Source organism: Pedobacter sp. AC464 (assembly GCF_979253075.1).
The window spans coordinates 989,635-1,013,551 of sequence record NZ_CEEDBV010000002.1 but is presented as its reverse complement, the minus strand read 5'-3'; the positions used below and the strand labels follow the sequence as shown (position 1 = coordinate 1,013,551).

17 protein-coding genes are annotated in these 23,917 nt (G+C 39.3%); 8 read left to right on the top strand and 9 right to left on the bottom strand.

Annotated elements, in window-relative coordinates; translation table 11 throughout:
• Positions 1-4: 4 nt before the first annotated feature.
• From AC0IWT_RS15175 to AC0IWT_RS15165, 3 genes are all read right to left on the bottom strand, one after another.
• Positions 5-1,834 (bottom strand): ABC transporter ATP-binding protein, encoded by a 1,830-nt coding sequence (locus AC0IWT_RS15175; protein WP_056869454.1) that lies wholly within the window; start codon positions 1,832-1,834, stop codon positions 5-7.
• A gap of 127 nt (positions 1,835-1,961) precedes the next feature.
• The gene (locus tag AC0IWT_RS15170; protein WP_471797797.1) at positions 1,962-2,948 is read right to left on the bottom strand and encodes a glycosyltransferase family 2 protein; all 987 of its coding nucleotides are present in this window, start codon (positions 2,946-2,948) and stop codon (positions 1,962-1,964) included.
• Entirely contained in the window at positions 2,949-3,827 is an 879-nt protein-coding gene (locus AC0IWT_RS15165) for a glycosyltransferase family protein (protein WP_471797796.1), read from the bottom strand.
• Between the two features lie 71 nt (positions 3,828-3,898).
• On the opposite strand from AC0IWT_RS15165, the gene meaB reads away from it, so the two are divergent.
• Positions 3,899-4,795 carry a methylmalonyl Co-A mutase-associated GTPase MeaB gene (gene meaB, locus AC0IWT_RS15160; RefSeq protein ID WP_471797795.1) on the top strand — a complete coding sequence of 299 codons (897 nt, stop codon included), beginning with the start codon at positions 3,899-3,901 and terminating at the stop codon, positions 4,793-4,795.
• On the opposite strand, the gene AC0IWT_RS15155 is transcribed toward meaB, so the two are convergent.
• Positions 4,785-6,071: an aminopeptidase P N-terminal domain-containing protein gene (locus tag AC0IWT_RS15155; protein ID WP_471797794.1), complete on the bottom strand. Its 1,287-nt coding sequence runs from the start codon at positions 6,069-6,071 to the stop codon at positions 4,785-4,787. The two genes, meaB and AC0IWT_RS15155, sit on opposite strands and share 11 nt — an antisense overlap.
• 173 nt (positions 6,072-6,244) lie before the next feature.
• Between AC0IWT_RS15155 and AC0IWT_RS15150 the strand changes: the two genes are divergently transcribed.
• From AC0IWT_RS15150 to AC0IWT_RS15125, 6 genes are all read left to right on the top strand, one after another.
• Positions 6,245-7,606, top strand: coding sequence for an OmpA family protein (locus AC0IWT_RS15150; protein ID WP_056869459.1), 1,362 nt, complete (start codon positions 6,245-6,247; stop codon positions 7,604-7,606).
• A 99-nt stretch (positions 7,607-7,705) separates the two neighbouring features.
• Positions 7,706-7,843, top strand: a complete 138-nt coding sequence (locus AC0IWT_RS15145) for a DUF6728 family protein (RefSeq protein ID WP_369817211.1) — start codon at positions 7,706-7,708, stop codon at positions 7,841-7,843.
• A gap of 9 nt (positions 7,844-7,852) precedes the next feature.
• Positions 7,853-8,233, top strand: a complete 381-nt coding sequence (locus AC0IWT_RS15140) for a RidA family protein (protein WP_471797793.1) — start codon at positions 7,853-7,855, stop codon at positions 8,231-8,233.
• A 2-nt stretch (positions 8,234-8,235) separates the two neighbouring features.
• Positions 8,236-9,141, top strand: coding sequence for an EamA family transporter (locus AC0IWT_RS15135; RefSeq protein WP_471797792.1), 906 nt, complete (start codon positions 8,236-8,238; stop codon positions 9,139-9,141).
• 5 nt (positions 9,142-9,146) lie between these two features.
• Positions 9,147-11,252: an ATP-dependent DNA helicase RecG gene (gene recG / locus AC0IWT_RS15130; RefSeq protein WP_471797791.1), complete on the top strand. Its 2,106-nt coding sequence runs from the start codon at positions 9,147-9,149 to the stop codon at positions 11,250-11,252.
• A 94-nt stretch (positions 11,253-11,346) separates the two neighbouring features.
• Positions 11,347-12,630, top strand: coding sequence for an MFS transporter (locus AC0IWT_RS15125; RefSeq protein WP_471797790.1), 1,284 nt, complete (start codon positions 11,347-11,349; stop codon positions 12,628-12,630).
• Positions 12,631-13,331: 701 nt separating this feature from the next.
• Here the strand turns inward: AC0IWT_RS15125 and AC0IWT_RS15120 are convergent.
• The 5 genes from AC0IWT_RS15120 to AC0IWT_RS15100 form a co-directional block, all read right to left on the bottom strand.
• Positions 13,332-13,550 carry a PLDc N-terminal domain-containing protein gene (locus AC0IWT_RS15120; RefSeq protein ID WP_471797789.1) on the bottom strand — a complete coding sequence of 73 codons (219 nt, stop codon included), beginning with the start codon at positions 13,548-13,550 and terminating at the stop codon, positions 13,332-13,334.
• A gap of 15 nt (positions 13,551-13,565) precedes the next feature.
• The gene (locus AC0IWT_RS15115; protein ID WP_056869464.1) at positions 13,566-15,320 is read right to left on the bottom strand and encodes an ABC transporter ATP-binding protein; all 1,755 of its coding nucleotides are present in this window, start codon (positions 15,318-15,320) and stop codon (positions 13,566-13,568) included.
• Positions 15,321-15,422: 102 nt separating this feature from the next.
• Positions 15,423-18,551: a TonB-dependent receptor gene (locus AC0IWT_RS15110; protein ID WP_471797788.1), complete on the bottom strand. Its 3,129-nt coding sequence runs from the start codon at positions 18,549-18,551 to the stop codon at positions 15,423-15,425.
• A 288-nt stretch (positions 18,552-18,839) separates the two neighbouring features.
• On the bottom strand, positions 18,840-20,174 hold the full coding sequence (locus AC0IWT_RS15105; RefSeq protein WP_471797787.1) for an amidohydrolase family protein: 1,335 nt from the start codon (positions 20,172-20,174) through the stop codon (positions 18,840-18,842).
• On the bottom strand, positions 20,152-23,184 hold the full coding sequence (locus AC0IWT_RS15100) for an amidohydrolase family protein (protein ID WP_471797786.1): 3,033 nt from the start codon (positions 23,182-23,184) through the stop codon (positions 20,152-20,154). Before AC0IWT_RS15100 ends, AC0IWT_RS15105 begins: the two co-directional genes overlap by 23 nt.
• 114 nt (positions 23,185-23,298) lie before the next feature.
• Here AC0IWT_RS15100 and AC0IWT_RS15095 point away from each other — a divergent pair, with 114 nt between their 5' ends.
• Positions 23,299-23,742 (top strand): hypothetical protein, encoded by a 444-nt coding sequence (locus AC0IWT_RS15095; RefSeq protein ID WP_056870208.1) that lies wholly within the window; start codon positions 23,299-23,301, stop codon positions 23,740-23,742.
• Positions 23,743-23,917: the final 175 nt, after the last annotated feature.

The window sequence follows — 23,917 nt, the reverse complement described above, 5'->3', positions numbered from 1 at the left end:
TTATCTAATCGTTAAACGCCTGCATATCTATTAAACGTTTATATAAACCATTTTGCGACATCAACTCCTGATGATTTCCCGTTTCGATGACCTGGCCTTTATCAATCACAACAATTTTATCGGCATGTTGAATGGTACTCAATCGGTGCGCAATCACGATCGAAGTTCTGTTTTTCATCAAATTATTCAACGCATCCTGAACTAACTTTTCCGATTCGGTATCCAGGGCTGATGTCGCTTCATCAAGCAACATAATCGGTGGGTTGGCTAAAACGGCTCTGGCAATGCAAACCCTTTGCCTTTGTCCGCCCGAGAGCCTGTTTCCTCTATCGCCTACAAAAGTTTGGTAACCTTCCTCCGTATTAAGGATAAATTCGTGTGCATTTGCAATTTTAGCCGCGGCAATTACTTCTTCTTCGCTCGCCTCGGGTTTTCCGAACGCGATGTTATTGAAAATACTATCATTAAACAAAAACGACTCCTGATTTACAGTTCCCATCTGGCTGCGTATGCTTTCAACAGTTAAATCACGGTAATCATGGCCGTCAATTTTAATTGTTCCCGATTTGGGATCGTGGAAACGGGGAATTAAATCCATTAAGGTACTTTTTCCACCTCCGGAAGGACCAACTAATGCCACGGTCTGCCCTTTTTCAATATTCAGATTAATACTTTTTAAAACTTGTTTATCGCCATAACTGAACGCCACGTTTTCAAAAACCAGTGCTTTACCAAAGCTGCCCAAGTTTTCTGCATCAGCTTTGTTTATTAATTCTGGTTTTGTATCGATTAATTCAAGCACGCGTTCGCCGGCGGCAATGCCCGAGTGAATTCCGCTAAAAGAATCTGTTAGCGCCTTTGCCGGACGCATAACCTGCGAAAAGATTGCAATGTAAGCGATAAAATCCGAGGCGGTTAGAGCAGTCTTGTCCTGATGTAAAATAAGCGTTCCACCGTACCAAACAATAATTGATATCATCAATACGCCCAAAAATTCAGAAACTGGTGAGCCTAATTGCTGTCTTCTAACCATTTTTCTCATAAGGTTAGAATAAAAAATATTCTCCTGATTAAACTTGTTTTTAACGCGTTCAGATGCATTGAAGGCTTTTATAATTTTAATGCCGCTAAGTGATTCATCAAGAAATCCAATCATTTTCGCGAAAGATTCATGCGATTCTTTGGCCTGCTGTTTCAATCTTTTAACAATCTTGCTTATTATAAATGCCGAAATTGGGATAACAAGCAGGGAAAAAAAAGTAAGCTTTGCAGAGATGTTAAAAAGTAAAACTATGTAAACAATTAGCGTTACCGGCTCTTTAAAAACGACCTGGAGCGTATTTGTAACGGTAAATTGTACCACCTGCACATCAGATGCCACTTTTGAAATAATATCGCCTTTGCGTTCATTGTTAAAGAAACCGACATGTAAATTCATTACATTATCAAATACTCTCTTTCTAAAATTTAATAGCGTGTGAACCCTTAGATCTTCCATATAACGCTGGGAAATATATCTGAAAAGGTTTGACAGTAAAACAGAAATTACAATTACGATACAGACATACTGAAGTGTTTTGTCGGGTCCGTTTAATAAAATAGAGTCATTAACAAATTTCCTAAAGGTACCAAGTATGTTAAATGCAGAAGCAGCCTTGTCGGTTAGTGATTCAGTTTTAGCGCCGTTCTTATTTAGCAGTGTTTCAAATAAAGGCGAAAGTAAAGCTAAGTTTAAGGTGCCGAACAAGATTGATAACAACGTTGCAATAACATAAGGAATTGCAAATTTTTCTATAGGCTTAGCAAAAGATAATAAACGGAAATAAGTTTTCATTTTATAAAAAATGGAATATGTATGATGGATGATGCGCCAAAACGCTTCCAAAAAAATCTAATAAAACTTGGCAAATGTACGGTTTTCAAACAAAGCTTTAAGTTTAGCTTATTTGTGGCAAGTAAAATTACAAACGGGTAATGCTTTTTCCTTCAATTGATTTATTAATTATCCCAATCACCTCAGAAACGTTTAATGTTGAATTGTATTTTAACTTTAGTGTTTGCAGGCGCTCCCGGCTTTGGTTTACGCTGGCCATTGCTGATAAATAATCCTCATAGGCGTTCCAAATCCAAAATTTACCCGTGAGCAATTTCGGAATCACCTCGGCGAAAATTAGGTGAAATGGCAACAAAAATAACCGATTGCCTTGCAACTGAATTCTTTGGAGCAGGAACCGGTTTCGGTAATATATCTTTTTAATAAAATTCGATTTAATTTGAGTTTTAGTGCTCCCGCTAATGTGGTGAAAACAAACCGATTGATGTTCATAATAACATTTCCAGCCCAATTGCCACGCCCGAAGGCTCAAATCAAAATCTTCTGAGGAAAAAGGAGAAAAAATCTCATCAAAACCACCAAGTTCCTTTAACTTTTTTGCATCAACCAAAGCATTGGCGCCAGAAAGATAGGCTGTGTAAACATGCTCATCTCGCGGGTTTTCACTATAGTAAAACTTGTTGGCTTTAATTCTGCATCCACTGTAATAAAGCAATCTGGCGGCATCTTCTATTTTTTTATCATCGAAACTCATTATCCTGCCCATTACACCAAAAGTATCTGCTTTGTTGAAATACTTCCATTGTTGCTTAAAATAGTCAGGAGTGAGTTTAACATCCGAATTTAAAAGCAAAATCAGCTCGTACTTAGCCTCGCGAATGCCGTGGTTGCAAGTATACGAGAAGCCTCTGTTTTTATCATTTATGAGCAGTTTTACGCTTTTATACTGCTGTTGAATAAAACTTATGCTTTCATCTTTCGAGCCATCATCTATTACAATCACTTCAAAATCGGTGTCCGCATTTTCTGCTGCTTCGAATACAGATGGTAAATATCGCTCGAGCAGGTGCCTGCCGTTATAATTGGGTATTACGATAGAAACGCTTTTTTGCATTTATTTAACAATTTTATAGTTTCTGTATTCAAATAAACGCAAGCCCGTTAAATCTTCTACTTTCTGCAAAAATCTCCTTCTAAAATTCATTTTGGGCGTTTCCTTAGTTAAATCTTTTTCAAATTTCCAGTTTGCGGCTTCAATTCTTGCTTGCAAAACTTTTGGATGGCTGCCCGTAAAATGAACCAGCCTGTCTGCATTATGCATATCAAAACTGTTTTGAACGGGATAGTTTTCCGCTATCCATTCTTCTGTTTGGTAATATTTATTAAAATTACGAACCTTTCCCTGTAAGCCTTCTGGTGGTTTAACCCAACCATAATGGTAAATATAGGCGTCAATTAATTTAACTTTCAGCTTCCGCCCGTTTATTCTAAAGCCCTGTGCATCCTTATAAGAATGTATTCCGGGTAAATTTTTTAATATTCTAACTTCCCTTCTGTACCATCGTCTCGATTCGGCTACATAATCATAAGAAGCGTAAAAATGTTTGTACTTTAAAAGCAAAGCCTCAACATTTTTGTTGTTCAGCTCAGCTTTCATTTCCTGCTCAATTAAAGGCAAAAAGTCTTCATGTATGGCTTCATCTCCCTGAATATACACCAGCCAATCGGCCTCATTTGCCACCGCTGCTATGGCCTTATTCGTTTCATCAGCAAATACAAAACCGCCTTCTTTCAGGCTTTCATTCCAAATGGTATCAATTGTTTTTATTTTTTCTGGCGAAATACTTTTCACCAGGGCCGAAGTTTCATCTGAAGAGTTTCCTAGGGCAACAACAAAATCATCACAGAGGGGTAAAACTGAAAGTATTGCTTCCTTTATCGGGTAGTCGTTGGTAATTGCATTTCTGATAAAGGTAAATCCGGTTACTTTCATTAAATTTCCTTATGAATTAAGCTTATATCCGCTTGATAATTTTGTTTATTTGTACAAATATAGTTTTATTGATGAATACCCATCGAACTCTTTTAAGCGAAATTAAGCTAGGCAATTATAAGGTTTTGGCCAGAGTATTAACTTTGGTTGAGAACGATATACAGCCCGCAGATTTGCTTTTGAGAGATTTGCAGAGTGATTCGAAAGCAATTGTATTAGGCATAACCGGGCCGCCGGGCGCAGGGAAAAGCACAATGGTAAATGCAATAACAAATCACTTTTTAGCCAGGGGTATGCGCATCGCGATATTGGCTATTGATCCCACTTCGCCTTTTAATTATGGCTCGCTGCTTGGCGATAGGATTAGGATGGCAGCTCAGTTTAACAATCCAAACGTATTTATCCGGTCTCTTGCAACACGGGGTGCTTTGGGCGGTGTTTCTGCTAAAACCATTGAAATGGTTGATGTTTTAAAAGCAGCAAATTTTGATTTAATAATGGTTGAAACCGTTGGAGTAGGCCAATCGGAAGTAGAAATTGCAGGTTTGGCCGATAAAACCGTGGTTGTTTTGGTGCCAGAATCCGGCGATGAAATACAGAATATCAAATCGGGTTTGATGGAGATTGCGGATTGTTTTGTAATAAATAAGGCCGACAGGGATGGTGCCGCCACCTTTGCCAATAATCTCAAAAAAATAGTCCATCAGGTAAATAAGGTTATCCCGATTTTAAAAACAGTAGCCGATAAAAACCAGGGCATTGAGGAATTAGCTGAATGGATTGCCGAACCCGCTGCGGGGAGTCAAAGTGAAAAGAGAGCATTTCTTTTTGCTGAAAAAGCATGGAGAATTATTCAGCATAAAAAAATGAAAACGGTTGATAAAAAAAAGCTTCGCGAAGAAATTCACGAAGCTTTGAAAACAGATAACTTTAACCTTTATCGTTTTGCCGATAAATTTAATTCATAATGTCTTCGATTTCATCCGCCTCAAGAGGTATATCATCCATCAGGTCGATATTTCCACTGTTTGTAATCAATATATTGTTTTCCAAACGGATACCTAAACCTTCTTCAGGAATGTAGATGCCGGGTTCTACCGTTAAAATATTTCCAGCTGCAAATGGCGTATATCTACTCGCAAAATCGTGAACGTCAATTCCTAAATGATGTGAAGTGCCATGCATAAAGTATTTCTTATATGCTGGCCAGGCCGGATTTTGATTCTTCACTTCAGTGGTAGTCAATAATCCTAAGCCAATTAACTGCTCTGTCATAATTTCTCCAACTTCTTCGTGGTATTCATTCCACACGGTACCGGTAACAAGCAACCTGGTGGCTGCCTTCATCACATGCAACACTGCATTATAAACCTCTTTTTGTCGTTTCGTAAACTTTCCGTTTACAGGTATCGAACGACTCATGTCTGCATTGTAATTTGCATACTCGCCGCCAAAATCAAAGAGAATTACATCGCCATCCTTGCACTCCTGGTTGTTGTCGTTGTAATGCAGAATGTTAGCGTTATGGCCCGAAGCAATAATTGGCGTGTAGGCATGTCCGGTTCCGCCCTGACGAATAAATTCATGAATAATTTCTGCTTCAATTTCATACTCTTTCACGCCAGGTTTTACAAACTTCAACACCCTTATAAAGGCATCACGTGTCATTCCACAGGCTTTTTTCGTCAATTCGATTTCAATTTCTGATTTTATAGCCCTGAGCTCACGCATTATGGGGGCTGCACGTTTATAATGATGAAGCGGATATTTAGATTGCATCTGGGCAATAAACCGGATGTCGCGATATGGCACCGTATGTGCGTAACGGTCGTTTTCGTTTGTGTTTAAGTATATATTATCTGCATAGTTAACAATGCTGTGCAAAATATTATCAAAATCTTCAAGCCAGAATATTGAATCGATACCAGAAGTTTCCTTGGCCTGTTCCTTAGTATATTTATAGCCTTCCCAAACTTTAATGTAATCATTTGTCTGTCTTAAAAACAGGACTTGTCTGTACAAAGGATTAGGACAATCGGGATATAGGAGTAAAATTGTTTGTTCCTGGTCTATACCTGATAAATAAAATAAATCAGGGTTTTGCTTAAAGATAAAGCTTTGGTCGCCACTACGAGGAAACTCATCATTAGCTTGAAATATTGCTAAGGAGTTGGATTTTAACTGTTTAGAGAAATTTTTTCTGTTTAAAATAAATAATTCCTGATTGATTTTAGGGTATTTCATAACTAATTAATTTAAAAGTAGGTGGTGGCCAAAAGTAAGAAAATGATTAATTATAGTGAAGTTTGGAACGGAGTTTGTATAAAAGTTTGAAAATTTAATATTTTGATTAATTTTGCAGTTACTAAAAAATTAATCAATTAAATTGTTTAACCCTTAAAAAAGAAAAAAAGATTATGAATTATTCTACTTTAAAGAAAAGTGTTGCGCTTTCCTTAGTAGCATTAACAGGAGTTGCTACTCTTGCTGTTGCTCAGGATGCTCCTGCAACAACTTCTTCTACCAAAGTGTTTGGTGGAAGAGGACAGTACAGAACTTGGTCAATCGGCGTTAACGGAGGTGTTTTAGCTCCAGTTGTTGCTATTGGCGGTTCTAATGATTTTAACTCATGGGATGTTAACTTAGGTTACGGTTTAAATATCCGTAAACAACTAGGTCACTCTTTCGCTTTAGAATTAAACGGTTTACGTGGTAAAGTATCTGGTTCTAACGTTTCTACAAACGGTCCAATCGCTCCAGGTAGTTCAACTGCTAAAGAATTCGAAACTCAATTACAATATGCTGTAGATTTACGTGGTGTTGTTAACGTTGGTTCTATCGATTTCTTACGTCGTGAAAACTCTGTAGGTTTCTTCGTTACTGCTGGTGCTGGTTATATGGCTTATGCTCCAAAAGTAACTTACAACAATGGTACAGTTATCGACTGGAAAGGTAAAGCTACTGGTCCTGTTGGAGATCCACACGAGGCTAAAGACTACGTAAAAGGAATGTACATTCCAGTAGGTGTTGGTGTTAAATTTAAAGTTTCTGAGCGTGTTAACTTCAACTTAGGTTACACTATGAACTTTATTGATGCTGATAACTTTGACGGAATTTATGCTCAAGGTACTACTAAAGATAAATTCTCTTACGGTTATGCTGGTTTAGAATTCTCTTTAGGTTCTTCTGCTAAACCTAGCTTAGAATGGACTAACCCATTAGCTACAATGTATGATGATTTAAAAGATCCAACTTTACGTCAAGAAGTTGAAGCTTTGAAAAACCGTGTATCTGCTGTTGAAAAATCTGTTGAAGATTTGAAAAAAGATACTGATGGTGACGGTGTTGCTGACCAATTCGACAAATGCCCAGGAACTCCTGCAGGTACTGCTGTTGATGGTTCAGGATGCCCACTTCCAAAACCAGCTGCAGTTGATTCAGTATCAAATGTAACAGGTTTCGAAAAAATCGGTTTTGATTTTAACTCATCAGTATTAAAAACTGAATCTTATCCTACTTTAGATAAATTATCTTCAGTGTTACGTGAAAACGGTGGTAAAGTAACTGTAAACGGTTACGCTTCAAGCGAAGGTACTGCTGCATATAACTTGAAATTATCTAAAGACAGAGCAAATTCTGTTAAAACTTACTTAGTAAACTCTGGTGTTAACGCTAGTCAAGTTGCTACTAAAGGTAATGGTGAAGCTAACCCAATTGCTTCTAACGATACTGAAGAAGGTCGTATCCAAAACCGTCGTGTTGAAACTGCTAGAAACTAGTATTTCAATATAAAGTTTAAAGAAAAGTCCCGATGCAAATCGGGACTTTTTTTATGCCTTTTAATTTTTGATCTAAGCCTTTTTAGCTAAGTTTGTACTATGTATTTCTTTAGGAAAAAAGATCCAAACCGGCCAAATAACATCAATTTGAGAATTATGCATTTTATTAATGCACTGGCCATATCGGTTTTCCTTGCAGGTATCATCTACAAGCTCATTCAGTGGCTTGCAAAATAATCTACATTAATGAAAAAAATAATTACTACAACAAATGCGCCTGCACCAATCGGGCCGTATAGCCAGGCAGTGCAAGCTGGCAACTTTTTGTTTGTATCGGGTCAGGTGGCTATTAACCCTGAAAACGGCGAATTGAACATTGGCAGTATTGACGAAGAAACTCATCAGGTGATGCGCAACCTTAAGGCCGTTTTGCTCGAGGCGGGTTTAACGTTCGATAACGTAGTTAAATCAACAATCTTTTTAAGCGATATGGGTACTTTTACTCAGGTGAACGAAATTTATGGACAATATTTTTCAGCAGACTTCCCGGCAAGGGAAACTGTTCAGGTATCTGTTTTGCCAAAAAATGTTAATGTAGAAATTTCGGTTATTGCCATAGTAGGGTAACTTTGGCAGCGGCAGGTAAAAGTAAGTATTTCCTTGCCGGCATTATTCCTTATATCATATGGGGAACGATGTCTATCCCGCTGAGAAGTATAAAACACTATCCACCGCAGGAGATTTTATATTACAGGATTTTCATTTCTATTGTGATGGTTTGGGTAACCATTGTGTTATTTAGGCGGCAAGCATTAAAAAAAGATCTGGATTATGTAAAAGCCCTAAATCCGCCAGAGAAACGCAAACTCTTATTCCTCACACTTCTTTCTGCTTTTTTAATAACCGGTAATTGGTTTACTTATATCTATGCAGTAAATAGTGTTAGCTTAAAGGCTGCAGCTTTTGCATACATGGTTTGCCCGCTCGTAACAGCGCTCGGTGGGTTCATTATTCTTAAAGAGCGACTTAGTAAAATTAAAGTATTTGCACTTATGCTTGCGTTTGTAAGCATTGTGCTGCTTGCTACAGGGTCAATGTATGAAGTGATATGGGCAGTTGTAATTGCATCATTTTATGCCTTATACGTAATCGTGCTCAAGGTAATTCAAAACGTTGATAAGTTTAACTTTCTGGGTATACAGTTAATTCTTGCGGGTTTAATTATGCTGCCAATGTATCTTATAAAAGCTCATCCTTTTCCGGTAGACGGCTTTTTTTGGAGCCATATCCTGCTGATCGCAATCGTGTTTACCATCATTCCTTTATTTTTGAATGCATATGCTTTGCTGGGCATGCCATCTTCGGCACTCGGAATTTTGATTTACCTTAACCCAATTGTTGCTTTTGCAGTTGCATTTTTCTATTTTAAAGAAGAAATAGATATTCATCAGCTATTTGCATACTTGCTTTTGCTTTTATCGATACTTATTTTTAACGTGCAATTGTTAAAAAATGTTGTTTACAAGAAACGGTAGATATTTTGTTTAATTCGGTTTTAGACACGCCCATAGAATTTATTAAGGGCGTAGGCCCTAGTCGTGCCGATGTTTTTAAGAAAGACCTCGGACTTTTCACCTTCCGTGATATGCTTTCGCATTATCCCTTTCGGTATATCGACAGAACAAAGTATTTTAAAATAAATCAAATCAACCCCGATGCTCAATACATTCAGATAATCGGCCGGGTTATAAGTAAAAAAGTAATTGGAGAGAAGCGTACCAAGAGAATTGTTGCGGTGTTTAAAGATGACACAGGGACAATGGAACTGGTTTGGTTTCAAAGTTTAAAATGGGTGGAGGATAACATTACCGTTGGCGTTGCTTATGTCGCTTTTGGCAAGCCAACGTTATTTAACGGAACGTTTAGCATTTCTCACCCGGAAATGGAGCTTTACCAGAATAAGTTGGTTGGGCGGGGTAATCTCACCTTGCAGCCCGTTTACAATTCTACAGAAAAGTTAAAAAAGTTTACGCTCGATTCGAAGGGTATACAAAGATTGATAGCGGGATTACTGGATCAGGTGATTGCGCAGGTTCCTGAAAATTTACCGCCGTATATCCTAGATAAGTATCAGCTGCCGGATAAAAGAACGGCCTTACTAAATATCCACTTCCCAAAAAATCAAAGCGATTTAAATGCCGCTCAACGACGATTGAAGTTTGAAGAGTTGTTTTTTATTCAGCTTCAGCTATTGCACAACAAGCAGTTAAGGCAATTGAAGTTTAAAGGGGTAAAGTTTGATAAGGTTGGCGAGAAAGTGAATCGCTTTTATAAAGAATTTTTGCCTTTTGAGTTAACCAATGCGCAAAAGCGTGTTGTTAAAGAAATCAGGATTGATACCCAACGTGGTGTGCAAATGAACCGGCTTGTGCAGGGCGACGTAGGTAGCGGGAAAACAGCGGTTGCGTTAATGAGCATGCTTTTAGCCAACGATAACGGTTATCAGGCTTGTATGATGGCGCCAACGGAAATTTTGGCCCGGCAGCACTTTGCTTCGGTTACCGAATTGGTTACGGATGATTTAGTTAAAGTTGCCATCTTAACGGGAAATACAAAAAAGAAAGACAGAATAATTTTGCATGAGCAGCTCGAAAATGGCGAGATTGATATTTTAATCGGAACTCATGCTTTGATTGAAGATAAAGTACAATTTAAAAACCTGGGTTTGGTGGTAATTGACGAGCAACACCGTTTCGGGGTTGAGCAAAGAGCAAAATTATGGCGAAAAAATATCATTCCGCCACATATTCTGGTGATGACGGCAACGCCAATTCCCCGTACACTTGCAATGACTGTGTATGGAGATTTGGATGTTTCGATAATTGACGAGCTCCCGGCTGGAAGAAAACCTATTGATACCAGACACCTGTTTGAAGGTCAACGCCTACGGATGTTCGGTTTTATGAAGCAGGAGATTGCAAAGGGTAGGCAGGTTTATATTGTATATCCATTAATTAAGGAGAGTGAAAAGCTTGATTTACTTCACCTGGAAGCCGGCGTAGAGCAGTTGAGTTATCAGTTTCCCCGTCCAGACTATCAGATTAGCATTGTTCATGGCCAAATGCCGAACGCCGATAAACAGTTCGAAATGCAACAGTTTATTGAGGGCAAGAGCCAGATTATGGTTGCGACAACGGTGATAGAGGTTGGCGTGAATGTGCCAAATGCATCAGTTATGGTAATCGAAAATGCAGAGCGTTTTGGCTTATCACAATTACACCAGTTAAGGGGCAGGGTAGGCAGGGGTTCCGACCATTCTTTTTGCATTTTAATGAGCGGTAATAAACTAAGTAAGGAAGGGAAAGTTCGTTTAGAAACGATGGTTAGAACCAATAATGGCTTTGAGATATCGGAAATTGATTTACAACTTCGCGGCCCGGGAGACATTACAGGTACGCAGCAAAGTGGCGTGCTCGATTTAAAGCTTGCCGATTTAGCGAAAGATCAGGTAATACTTTCAGAAGCGAGAAATACCGTAATCGAACTGTTCGAAACCGATTCACAGCTGGAGAAGCCTGAACATGCATTGCTCAAAGCTCACTTGCAAAGGTTAGAAAGAGGGATATCTTTTGATAAAATTTCCTAATATCATTTCGTAGTAAGGTTTCTTTCCAAAGGAACTATTCTATGCCAATTTTTATTTTCCAAACCTTAATTTTGTAAAAAAATACATCATTCCATTGGCAGATTTAAATCCGGACCCAGCTGTTTTAAAACCAGATCCTTTCGCTGCATTGCGTTATAAAGAATTTCGTTCTTTTTTAGGGATGCGTTTCTTTTTTACGCTCGCTTACCAAATGCAGGCGGTCGTAATTGGATATCACATTTATGATTTAACCCACGATCCGTTGAAACTTGGCCTTGTTGGACTTTGTGAGGCTATACCCGCAATTGGCATCGCTTTATATGGTGGTTACATTGCCGATAAAAGTGAGAAGCGAGGTTTGTTAATTAAGATTTTTTCAGGTGTATGGCTGGCCTCTGTTTTGATGTTAATTATTACCAGCAAATACCTCCACCTTAAGGAAGACCTTATCGTACTGATTATGTACGGGCTGGTTTTTTGTATTGGTTTAGCCCGGGGCTTTTTCGGACCAGCAACTTTTTCGTTAATGGCGAAGATTGTTCCTAAAGAGTTGTATCCTAATTCGAGTACCTGGAACAGCAGCAGCTGGCAACTGGCCACAATTATCGGCCCTTTAACCGGCGGCCTGGTGAATTGGCTTTGGGGAATTACTGCAGCCTACAGCGTTATCGTTTTACTGGTGTCCATCTCTCTGATTTGCATTTTCACATTTAAGAAACATCCATCAACCTATATTCCGAAAGAGAATATTTTCCACAGCTTGAAGGAAGGCATTAATTTCGTTTTTAAAACCAAAATGATGGTATGGGCAATGAGTCTTGATTTGTTTTCTGTGTTTTTTGGTGGCGCGGTTGCTTTGCTACCCATGTTTGCAAAGGATGTTTTCCATCTAGGTTCTTTTGGTTTAGGGATGATGCGTGGTGCTGCTTCTTCAGGCGCTGTGATCACGATGTTAGCCATGACCCGCTTTTCGCCTATGGGAAAGCCGTGGCGAAATTTGCTGATAGCAGTTACCGGCTTTGGACTGAGTATTATCTGCTATGGATTGTCTAAAAATTTCTATCTCACGCTTTTTTTCTTATTCCTGGAAGGCTCTTTCGATAGCGTAAGTGTCATTATCAGGCAAACAATTATGCAGTTGCTCACGCCTGATGAAATGCGTGGGAGGGTTTCGGCAGTGAACAGCATGTTTATCGGGTCTTCTAATGAAATCGGAGAGTTCGAATCTGGTCTCTCGGCAAAGCTATTAACTTTGGTTCCGGCAGTGGTTTTCGGTGGCAGTATGACGATTGGAATCGCCTTTATCACGTGGTTAAAAACGAAATCTTTGACGAAACTGAGTCTGCAGGATATTAACGAACAGACAAGCAAGCTTTAGGTTGTGTTTATTTTCTATCGATTTACTTTCATACGAATAGAAATTTTTATAAGAAAATCACTGAGATCCGTGGGAGCGATAATAATGTTAACTAGAAAAATTTCCTCCCACAATACACAGATTTCTGCAGAATAAAATTATTCTAATTATGCGTGATGAAAATCTCTCTGCGCAAATCACCGAAATCCGCGGGAGAAATAATGTTGTTAATTAGAGAAAGTTTCTTCCCGCAGATGCACGCAGATTGCCGCGGAATATTAAAATTATACTAGTTATGCGTGATGAAAATTTCTCTTCGCAAATCACCGAAATCCGCGGGAGAAACAATGATGTTAACTAGAAAAGTTTCTTCCCGAAGATGCACACAGATTTCTGCAGAATATTAAAATTAACTAGTTATGCGTGATGAAAATTTCTCTGCGCAAATCACCGAAATCCGCCTGAGAGAGAATGATGTTAACTAGAAAAGTTTCTTCCGTTAGATGCACGCAGATTTCCGCAGAATATTAAAGCTACTCTAGTTATGCGTGCTGGAAGTTTTTCTGCGCAAATCACCGAAATCCGCGGGAGCGATAATGATATTAATTAAAAAAAATTCTTCCTGCAGATAATCGCAGATTTCCGCAGAACATTGGATATTAACTCGTTAAAGAAAAAAAACCGAATCTCAACAGAATACAAGCCATCTCCGAGACAAATCGTTAAAACTGTTTATTTTTACCCCAGATAAGATAGATGATTGAACCTAAAAAAGGTGCCAGGATAATTATAATAAACCACAAAGCTTTAACGCCGAAACTCATCTGGCTATTTCTCGAAATGTGATAAAGTGCAACCAGGATTAAAACAAGCCATAAAACAGCCGGAATAATAATGAATAGCGCAATCTGGTTGCTGTTAACGTTTGCCTGAAGTAACATAAAAAGAATTTTCTATTAAGCTTCAACAATTCTTTCGCCGATTTGTTGGCGCCACATTGCCTGATATAAGCCATTTTGTGCAATCAGGCTCTCATGCGTTCCTTGTTCAATAATGTGGCCTTTCTCCAAAACGTAAATAACATCAGCATGTTTTATTGTGGATAACCGGTGTGCGATTAAGATGGTAATGTGGTCCGTTAAATCAGAAACCGACCTAATGGTTTTTGTTATTTCCTCCTCAGTAATCGAATCCAGCGAAGATGTTGCCTCGTCAAAAACCAAAATGTCTGGCTGGCGCAATAGTGCTCTGGCAATAGATAAACGCTGTTTTTCGCCACCAGACACCTTTACGCCTCCTTCACCAATTAAAGAATCCAAACCTTTATCTGCCCTTGCCAATAACGTTTGGCAGGCTGCCTGCTTCAAAACTTTGTAGCACTCCTCATCGGTTGCGGTAGGGTTTACGAATAATAAATTTTCTCGTATTGTGCCCGAAAAAAGCTGTGTATCCTGAGTTACAAAGCCAATTTTTTCTCTTAAAGCATCTAAATCAATGTCGTTACTCGGATTACCATTATATAAAATTTCGCCGTCTTTAGCCGGATACAAGCCAACCAAAAGTTTAACCAGGGTAGATTTTCCGGAGCCCGATGGCCCAACGAAAGCGATGGTTTGCCCATTATGAGTATCGAAAGAAATGTTTTCTAAAGCGTTCCTGTTTGCGGTAAGGTGCTTAAAACTCACAGCCTTGAAAGCCAGTTCCGTAATCTTCTTAATAGATATCGGGTTAACAGGTTTTTTATCAACAGGTGTACTCAAAATCTTTTTAAAGTTGCCCAGTGAAACCTCAGCCTCACGCCAGGCTAAAATTACATTACCAAGTTCCTGCAACGGTCCGAAAAGGAAAAATGAGTAGAATAAGAACGAGAAATATTGTCCTGGAGAAATGGTGTTATCGAAAATTAACAGCAACAATACAACAATCATTGAACTCCTTACTAGGTTAACAGTTGTGCCCTGAACAAAGCTCATGCTTCTCACATATTTCACTTTTTTAAGTTCCAGGCCTAAGATTTTGTAGGTCGTTTTGTTTAACCTTTCGATTTCCTGGTCGGCCAGACCCAAACTTTTTACCAGTTCAATATTTCTTAAAGATTCTGTAGTAGAACCGGCAAGCGCCGTTGTTTCGCCAACTATCGATCGTTGGATGGTTTTTATTTTACGACTTAAAAACCAACTTACAAAGCTGATAATTGGAATCGCGGCAAAATAGACCAGCGTTACTTTGTAACTTATCGATACGGAATACACAATTACGAAAACCATCCCGATTAAGCTTACGAACAATACGCTGATAAAAGAAGTGATAAACTTTTCAGAATCGAGTCTAACTTTTTGCAAAACACCTAAAGTTTCTCCGCTACGCTGATCTTCAAAAACCTGATATGGCAATTTAAGTGAGTGCTGCAAGCCATCAGCATACATTTTTGCGCCAACTTTTTGTACAATAACGCTGGTGAAATAATCCTGAAAGTTTTTCGCAATACGCGAAACCATTGCCGCACCAATAGCCAGGCCAATAAAGCCGAGTGCACCCCATATGTAAGTGCTTTTACTGGTAAATGATGAGCGTTTGTTGATGTATAAATCTAAAATCCTACCGGTAAAGTAAGGATCCATTAAAGAAAAGCCAATATTTACACCTGCAAGCAATAATGCCAAAGCCACAATCCATTTGTGGTTTTTCAGGTAGTCGATTAATAATCCCATTAAGTTTTGTTGTTTGTAAGTGCAAACATAAAAAAAGGGAACGGATAAAAATCCATTCCCTTTTTTTATGACGCTGTGATAAGATACCGCAAATGTTAGCAGTTAAAATCCATATCTCAAACCAATTTGAAACTGGTATGGATTTCCCGAAGGCGTAACAATACCCGAATTGTTTACACGATAATTAAATGCTCTCGCTGCCGAATCGTAATTCGGAACCGCTGGTGCAGTAGCTGTTGCAGCTGTTCCGTTAAGTGCGTACAAAGCCTGGCTACCTAATGATTCATTTACACCCCACTTTTTATTTAATAAGTTTGCGAAGTTGAAAATATCTCCGGAAACTTCAAGTGTATGCGTTTTGTATAATCTGATTTTTTTGCTAACCCTTAAATCTACAACACCGAAGAAATCGTTAATACCACCGTTTCTTTGCGCAATCTGGCCAGCATATTTAGTGATATAATCTTTCAAACTCTGGCTTGCATCTGGGTTATTTAAAAGTGTTTGCAATCCTGTGCGAACATTTTGTGGAACACTAGTGTTATTTGGGTCAAAAATGTAAGCTAAATCATTCGTGGCTACGAAATCACCATTATTATTTGCACCTGATAGTAAACTATAACGTGTTCCGCCGATGCCTGAATAACGAACACCAACTGTAACACCCCAAAAAGTTGGTAGCGTACCGTAAATTACAACCTTATTTCTGAATTGATTATCTGAGTAGCTCATGTTACTTAGATCTCTCGGGTCATCTTTTACAGGAAGCGATAAAGTTGCCGAGTTCGCAACGTTTCCGTTGTATGATGTGTTGTCTTTCGTATCATTCCAGGTGAAACTTGCAGAAATTTCCCCATCTTTAAAGTAGTTCCAGGTTGCATCTAAAACAACTGCAAACTGATTAACTCTACCTTTGCTGTTTAACTCAAGCACACGGCCAAATGTATTGCTGATACGGCCAGTCTTCCAGTCGGGCGCACCATTACTTGGAATTGTAGGCACAAAAACGCCTCTGTTTGCCTCATTTGGTAATGTAAAGTAAGGGTTTGCAGCCATATTTCTATCCACGTACATATAATTATGGCGACCTAAAGTAGCATAACCCGTAATACCAACTTTTAATTTATCGGTAATTAGTTTACTGTATGATAAGTTTGCTTTATAAACTACTGGAATTTTTGCGTCTTCGGCGTAAGTGTTAATTGTAGGCACTTGCAGGGCCGGTAAAGATGGAGTTGCGACAGTGCCATTACGGTAACCAACAAAATTTGGAGTTGGTACGTTGGCACCAGTTACATCAAGGGTTGCCAAATGTGTTCCATCAAACGTTAAGTTATTAATGGTCACATAGTTATTAACGTCCGATCCGAAGATACCTGCACCGAAGCGAACAAAGTCAGTTCTGTTCTCGTTAATATCCCAGTTAAACTGAATACGTGGCTGAACCAAAAATTGTTTCAGTTCGTTATCTGTTCTAACGCCAACAGCGCTTAGCAAAGTCTGGTTAAGAGGAGATTTTGGATAAGCGCTGTAATCCAGACGAATACCACCAATAAACTCTAAACCTTTTGCAAGTTTAGTCTGCATTTGGCCATAAGCTGCGGCATTCCGAATACCGGCTTTAACTGTCGGGTCGGCAACTAAAGGTACTTCACGGTAAAATCTATTCGGAATTAAGTTGTTAAAATTTTGTAATGATGAGCCTGCTGTTGAGTTTGTATATTCGAAACGTCCGTTAACCTCACTGCCATAAAGTGATTTTGCATCGGTATACATTACATCAACACCGAATGTATATTTGATTTTATCGGTGTTGTAGTAGAAGTTATCAACCAACTGGAAAACGTTGTTTGTAAAGCCTTCCTGGCCAAAACGGTGACCGCCGATCTGAATTGCTGTGTTTGCCGCAGAACCATCAGATAGGGTAGATTGAACGTTTCCGACAACTGCTCTAGGTATTGCGAACTGCAACTGGTCGTTTTGCGTACTTGCCTGATAGGTATAAAGATGCTGAACTTTTAACTCGTTGGTTACTTTGCTGTTAATTGTTGAACGTAATGTTGCCAATAAGCTGTTATCTACGTTTTTATCATTACCATAACTCTCGAAAAAGTTAATTGCAGTATTATCCGCTAAACCAAGTGGATTTCTATCGTTCGTATAATTATCACGAATCGTTAGCAAGTTTCGGTCGTTTATTTGCCAGTCTAAACGGGCAAATGCAGCATCCGAACCACGCTTTTTGTCGAATGTTCCATATTGAGGATCGTTTGAAACACCATATTTTGCTCTGGCAATACTTAAGAAATCTGCCAGGGTAGAATTGGTAATCCTAAACCTTGCTTCATCAGCAGGGCCGTTCACATCTGCAATAATTAACGGACGGGAATCTTTCTGGTGATCTAAACCAACAAAATAATGCAATTTATCTTTGATGATTGCACCACCTAAAGTAAATCCATATTGATAAGTTGAGAAATCATTATCGCGTTTTATACCTCTGATATCATAAGGACTAGCCAGCCAATCTGCTCTGCCATACATAAATGCGCTTCCGCTTGTGGTGTTTGTACCAGATTTGGTTACGGCTGTAACAGAGCCTCCACCGGCTCTTCCATAAGTAACATCATATTGGTTGGTTACCACTTTAAACTCGCGAACCGCTTCGATCGAAATTGAGTATGGCGCACCACTACGGCTTGTTGTACTTCCTGCTGATGTAGGATTTTTAGCATTCATACCGTCAATTGTATAGTTTGTTGATGAACCCAATTGACCTGAAATCCCTCCACCGCGACTTAAAGGCGATAAATCCATTAAGTTAGAGAAGTTACGGCCATTTACCGGTAACTGGTTCATGGTTTTGGCGGAGATTTCCGTCGATGCACCAAAGTTTTGAACTTTGTTTTTTAAACCTGAAGCCACAACTTGTACCGCTTCCAGATTTTGAGCAGCTTCCTGCATTGATATGGAAACTTTAACCACATCGCCAAGATTTAGCATGTAGCCACTCCTGGTTTGTTCGCCAAAGCCAACATATAAAGCTTTTACAGAATAAGGGCCACCCAAAGGGAGTTCTTTAAATGTATATTCACCTTGTGCATTTGTAGAAGTTTTTGTGGTGAAGCCTGTTGAATTGTTTTTAACCTGAACCGAAGCGCCTGGAATAGGCTTCTTTTGTTCATCGGTAACAATACCGGAAATGGATGCCTGTGTGGTTTGTGCTCTCAAAGAATTTGAAACACAAAAACACAGCAATAATACTGCGAATAGTAAATTTTTGACCATAATTAGTTTTTGATTTTATGGTGCAAAGTTGCAGTAGCAGTGTTAACTCAAATTTCAGTTTAGATTAAGAAATGGTTTGCAAATTGTTTATTTGCTTGCTGAATGTTAAAATAAAATTACCTTTTTTCATAAAATAAAGCGTTGGCCTGCTGCGTTACATGCTACCAAAGCCAAAAAAACCCTCCGCCAAAATTAATCGACGGAGGGTTTATAAAAAAGCCTTGCTTGATGCTACTTTTTCTCAGCAGTATATTTATCGCTGAATTTTTTATCAAGCTGTTTGTGCAAATTATCCAGGTTAATGTCTCTGCCCTGAATAAAAGCTTGTTCAACTTTATTGGTCCTCATATCTAAAGCATCGCCCGCAGAAATAAATAACGTAGCGTCTTTACCTGCTTCGATACTTCCGGTGGTTTTATCTACACCCATAGCTTTAGCAGCATTGAGCGTGATAGTTGATAATGCTTTTTCTTTATCCAAACCCCAGGCGGTAACTGTACCGGCCATAAATGGAAGGTTGCGCTGTTGCCAGTAACCATCAATACTCAAAACCACATTTAGGCCCGCGTTTGCTAAAATAGCCGCATTTTTATAAGGCATGTTCACATCATCATCATTATTATTAGGCAACGCATGAGGTTGTTTTACCACCACAGAAATATTGTTCTCTTTAAGGAAATCAATAACTAAGTAAGCCTCGTCGGCACCGGTGATAACCGGCGTGATGCCGAACTTTTTGGCAAAGTTTACTGCCGCAACAATGTCTTTTTGAGTTTCTGCTGCAATAAATAGTTTTTCCGCACCGGAAAACACTTTTTTCATCGCTTCAAAACGAGTATTTATTACCTCAGGTTTTCCCATCTCTGCATAAGCTTTTGCTTCTGCAAAGAAAGAGGTTAACTGACTGATTGCAGCTTGTGTGCGTTCATTTAAGGATTCTGGTGAAGCTGCAGGTCCTCTTCCAAAACCACCAAAGCCGCCCCTAAAGCGTGGCGTTACCGGCCAGGTCATGTGCATGGCATCATCAATTCTAATGGCTGCATCTTCCCAGTTCCAGGCGTCTAGCTGCACAACTGAAGAGCTTCCGGAAACCGTGCCGCCCTGAGGGGTTGGCTGGGCCATTAAAATGCCATTGCTACGCAAAGTTGCAGGCACTTTAGAGTCTGTATTGTAAGCCACAATAGAGCGAATGTGCGAATTGTAATCGCCAATTTCCTGGTAATCCAAAGTTGCTTTTATTGATTCAGTTTCTGCCAGACCAAGGTTTGTTGTTGCTGCAATCATACCTGGATAGATATGCTTTCCAGCGGCATTAATACGTAACACGTCATCCTGTGGCACTTGCCCGCCGGCCTTAACCGACACAATTTTGCCGTTAGAGAACAAAATAGTTCCGTTTTCGATAACTGTTCCGTTGCCCACATGTACCGTTGCGCCTGTAATGGCGATGGTTTTTGTTTGCTTTTTGGCAGGTGATATATTGGCTTGCGCAAAGCACATCAGGCTGGATGCCGATAACGCCAGACTTAATAAATATTTTAGGTTACTGTGCATGTTCTTTTTCATTTAATTCTGCTGAATAATCTTCCAATGTTTCGCAATTGTAAAGGCGTGGTGCATTCCCAAACGGACGTTGAGTACGTACGCCGCTGCTTTTACTATCCAACATCTTTTGAATTAAACGAGCTTTTTCTGCCTGTTGTGTTTTAATCGTTTGGGCATCTTTATCGATATCCCAATACGCAACGCCATCAACAAACGTTTTTTCTGCTTTTGCATAAATGGATAAAGGGTTTGCTGACCATACCACAACATCTGCATCTTTACCTGGCTTTAAACTGCCAACTTTGTCATCAATATGAAGCATTCTTGCCGGGTTCAGCGTTACAAATTTCAATGCATCTTCTTCCGGTACGCCGCCATAAAGAACGGATTTACCAGCTTCCTGATTCAGGTGTCTGGCCATTTCTGCATCATCCGAGTTGAAAGCAGTAGTAACGCCTACGTTGTGCATAATTTTTCCGTTGTAAGGAATTGCCTCGGCAACTTCGTTTTTGTATGCCCACCAATCTGAGAAGGTAGAACCAGCAATACCATGTGCTTTCATTTTATCGGCTACTTTATAACCTTCCAAAATGTGTGTAAATGTGTTTATTTTGAAGCCTAAGCTATCCGCTACGTGGATGAGCATATTAATTTCACTTTGAACATATGAGTGGCAGGTTATAAAGCGCTTGTTGTTTAAAATTTCAACAATCGCATCCAATTCCAAATCCCTGCGAACACTGTTGCCTTTTACCTTCATCGCTTTTTCGTACTCTTTTGCACGGGTAAACTCATCAACAAAGGTTTGCTCAACGCCCATACGCGTAACCGGGAAACGTGCGCCAGTACCAAAATTACTTTGTTTAACGTTTTCGCCTAGTGCGAATTTGATAAAGCCATCTGCGCCAGCAAATTTTAACTCTTCTGGTGCTTTACCCCAACGCAGTTTAATAAGTTGAGACTGGCCGCCAATTGGATTTGCGGAACCGTGTAAAATATGTGAAGTTGTAACCCCACCAGCAAGCTGGCGATAAATATTTACATCCTCTGAGTTGATAATATCGGCAATGCGAACCTCTGCCGAAACAGATTGCGCACCTTCGTTTATACCGCCGCTACCGGCTATGTGCGAGTGCTCATCAATAATACCAGCGGTTACATGTTTGCCTGTTCCATCAATTACTTTTGCACTTCCTGCAGATAAATTTTTACCAACTGCTTTAATTTTGCCATTTTCTAACAACACATCAGCATTCTGAAGAACACCTTCTTTTTCATTTGTCCAAACGGTTGCATTTTTAATTAAAACAGTTTCTCGCTTAGGTAATTCGGCATTACCAAAGGCGCCAAATGGATATAGCATTGTTCCAACAGCCAAAGCCGGTTTTGGCTCGTCGCGTTTTGGCATTTCCTTGCCTGCTTCTTTATAAGTTGCTGTAAATTTGCCGAATGTTCCATCTGGCAGCGCCACTTCGCCTTTAAACGTTAGCGGATTTGCCGATGTTAAATAGCCACTTAAACGCACATCTCCTTTAGGATTTTTCTTCAGGTTAAAATTAATACTAACCCAATCGCCATTTCTGGAAAACGTTGCTGTAGTTTTTACACTGTCAACTCCACTTCTCTCAATAGTTGCGGTAGAACCGCCAGAAGTTCCGGTAATTTTCAATAACAAGCTGCCACCAATGCCATCAACATTCAGGTTGTAATTTCCACGAACATCAGAAACATCCATTTTATTGATGATATAGCGTTTGCCCTGAACCCAGTTTTCGAAAATGATATTTTCCTTCTTGAAAAGGTTATCAGACGAAATTAAAAAGTTGGCCACTTTACCTTTTTCCAGGGAGCCAACTTTATCGGCAACACCTAAAAGCGAAGCTGGAATTTCGGTAACAGACTGTAAGGCTTGTTTTTCGGTTAAACCATTATCAATAGCGGTACGGATATTAGCCCAGAAATCGCGGGTATTTTCTAAACCAAATGCTGTTAAGGCAAACTTAATTCCGGCTTTTTGAAGTGCCGCAGGGTTTGTTGGCGCCAATTCCCAGCCTTTCATCTGCGATAAGGTAATGTTTCTTGCTTCTGCAGGGTCTTCAACATCGTAAGCCTTTGGGAAAGATAAAGGTACGATTAAGCTGGCGCCTGTCGCCTTTACCTCATTAATGCGCTGATACTCATCGCCTGTAGATTTGATAATGTATTGCTTACCAAATTCTTTTCCAAGTTTGTCGGCCCGAAGCACATTTGCCCAGCCATCAACTTCAAAAATCTGAGGCATAGCCTGTTGCTTTCCAAATTCTTCTAATGAAATGTTGTATTCCTCTTTTTGTTTGCCGTACCATTGCGAATCATAATAGGTTTGGCGAAGCAAAGCGATAGACCCCATTAAAGAAGTTGGGTAATCGTTTGAGGAAGTTCCTTTATTAAATGAGTAGTTAGCTGCGGTTTGATCTTTCAGAAAAACGTTATTGTCAGAACCCTCATTCAACGTTACTGCTGCAGAAACACCACGAGCAATACCATCGCGACTTATCGTATTCACGCTACCAAAACCGGCCTTGCGTAATTCATCAGCCTTCTTGCTATCTACCGTGAAAATACTTTTAACGTAGGTTTCTGGCCTGATAGACTCATTCCAGCCATAAGCGCCTTTTTTAGTTGAAACGAAAATGGACTGGCGCTGGCCACCGCCACCTCCAAAACCACGGCCCTGAACAGTTGCTTCAGGTACGCCATAACTTGTAAAGGCATCAACGAGGGATGGATAAACAAATTTTCCTTTTAAATCTACAACAACATAACCTTTAGGAACGGCTAAGCCAGCACCTACGGCCTGTATTGTAGAACCTTTTACCAATAGCGTTGCATTTGTTAGCGTTTGATTGGCATTTACTACAATTGTTGCGTTGGTGAATGCAAACATTCCCGGCCTGGTATCATAAGAACCATTAACAGGATAGGTGTTTTGCTGAGCAAACAAAATTGTAGAGGAAAATACCAGCGCAAAGGCGAGTAAAATTTTCTTCATAATATGTTTAGGGGGTTTATTTTGTTTAAAACTAATATAAATTACGGTCTATATTGCTTATTAACCTATTTTTTACAATTAATCGTTACTTTTGGTGGACAAAAAATTATCATTATGTATCAAATTTTAAAAAGTGCACACTCAGGATGGCGTTACCTGGTTTTAATCCTGCTGGTTATTGCAGTAATTAAGGCTTTATCTGGTTGGTTAGGAAATAAAACTTACACAGAGGGCGATAGAAAATTGAATGTATTCACTTTAATTAGTGCCCATATTCAATTACTAATTGGTTTGGCATTGTATTTTATTGGCGATTGGTATAAAGCAGATAGCAGTAATGCCGTAGGCCGTTACTGGAAAATGGAACACATCAGCATGATGATTTTAGCCATTATCCTGATTACGATTGGAAATTCAAAATCAAAAAAGGCAGTAGAAGCCGTAGCAAAACACAGAACCATCTCGGTATTTTTCGGCCTGGCTTTAATTTTAATAATCGTAACAATTTTACTTATGATTAAAGATGTGCCGGGAAGAAGTTTTTTCGGCGTTTCGTAAATATTTAAACTATCGGAAAACTATTTTTTAAAATATTTTCGTTTTTCGAAATTCTTTATATTTTTGTCACTCAATGATCAACAATATACATACATGGCTTTGGCAAGGTAATTCAAAAAAGAATTGCGCCGGCTGCGTATGAGGAAATATTTTTATCAACCTAAACCTTAAAGAA

Bases quoted from the DNA above. Each gene is read 5' to 3' on its own strand.
- AC0IWT_RS15175 (WP_056869454.1), bottom strand. From the start codon at position 1,834: ATGAAAACTTATTTCCGTTTATTATCTTTTGCTAAGCCTATAGAAAAA.
- AC0IWT_RS15170 (WP_471797797.1), bottom strand. From the start codon at position 2,948: ATGCAAAAAAGCGTTTCTATCGTAATACCCAATTATAACGGCAGGCAC.
- AC0IWT_RS15165 (WP_471797796.1), bottom strand. From the start codon at position 3,827: ATGAAAGTAACCGGATTTACCTTTATCAGAAATGCAATTACCAACGAC.
- meaB (WP_471797795.1), top strand. From the start codon at position 3,899: ATGAATACCCATCGAACTCTTTTAAGCGAAATTAAGCTAGGCAATTAT.
- AC0IWT_RS15155 (WP_471797794.1), bottom strand. From the start codon at position 6,071: ATGAAATACCCTAAAATCAATCAGGAATTATTTATTTTAAACAGAAAA.
- AC0IWT_RS15150 (WP_056869459.1), top strand. From the start codon at position 6,245: ATGAATTATTCTACTTTAAAGAAAAGTGTTGCGCTTTCCTTAGTAGCA.
- AC0IWT_RS15145 (WP_369817211.1), top strand. From the start codon at position 7,706: ATGTATTTCTTTAGGAAAAAAGATCCAAACCGGCCAAATAACATCAAT.
- AC0IWT_RS15140 (WP_471797793.1), top strand. From the start codon at position 7,853: ATGAAAAAAATAATTACTACAACAAATGCGCCTGCACCAATCGGGCCG.
- AC0IWT_RS15120 (WP_471797789.1), bottom strand. From the start codon at position 13,550: ATGTTACTTCAGGCAAACGTTAACAGCAACCAGATTGCGCTATTCATT.
- AC0IWT_RS15115 (WP_056869464.1), bottom strand. From the start codon at position 15,320: ATGGGATTATTAATCGACTACCTGAAAAACCACAAATGGATTGTGGCT.
- AC0IWT_RS15105 (WP_471797787.1), bottom strand. From the start codon at position 20,174: ATGAAAAAGAACATGCACAGTAACCTAAAATATTTATTAAGTCTGGCG.
- AC0IWT_RS15100 (WP_471797786.1), bottom strand. From the start codon at position 23,184: ATGAAGAAAATTTTACTCGCCTTTGCGCTGGTATTTTCCTCTACAATT.
- AC0IWT_RS15095 (WP_056870208.1), top strand. From the start codon at position 23,299: ATGTATCAAATTTTAAAAAGTGCACACTCAGGATGGCGTTACCTGGTT.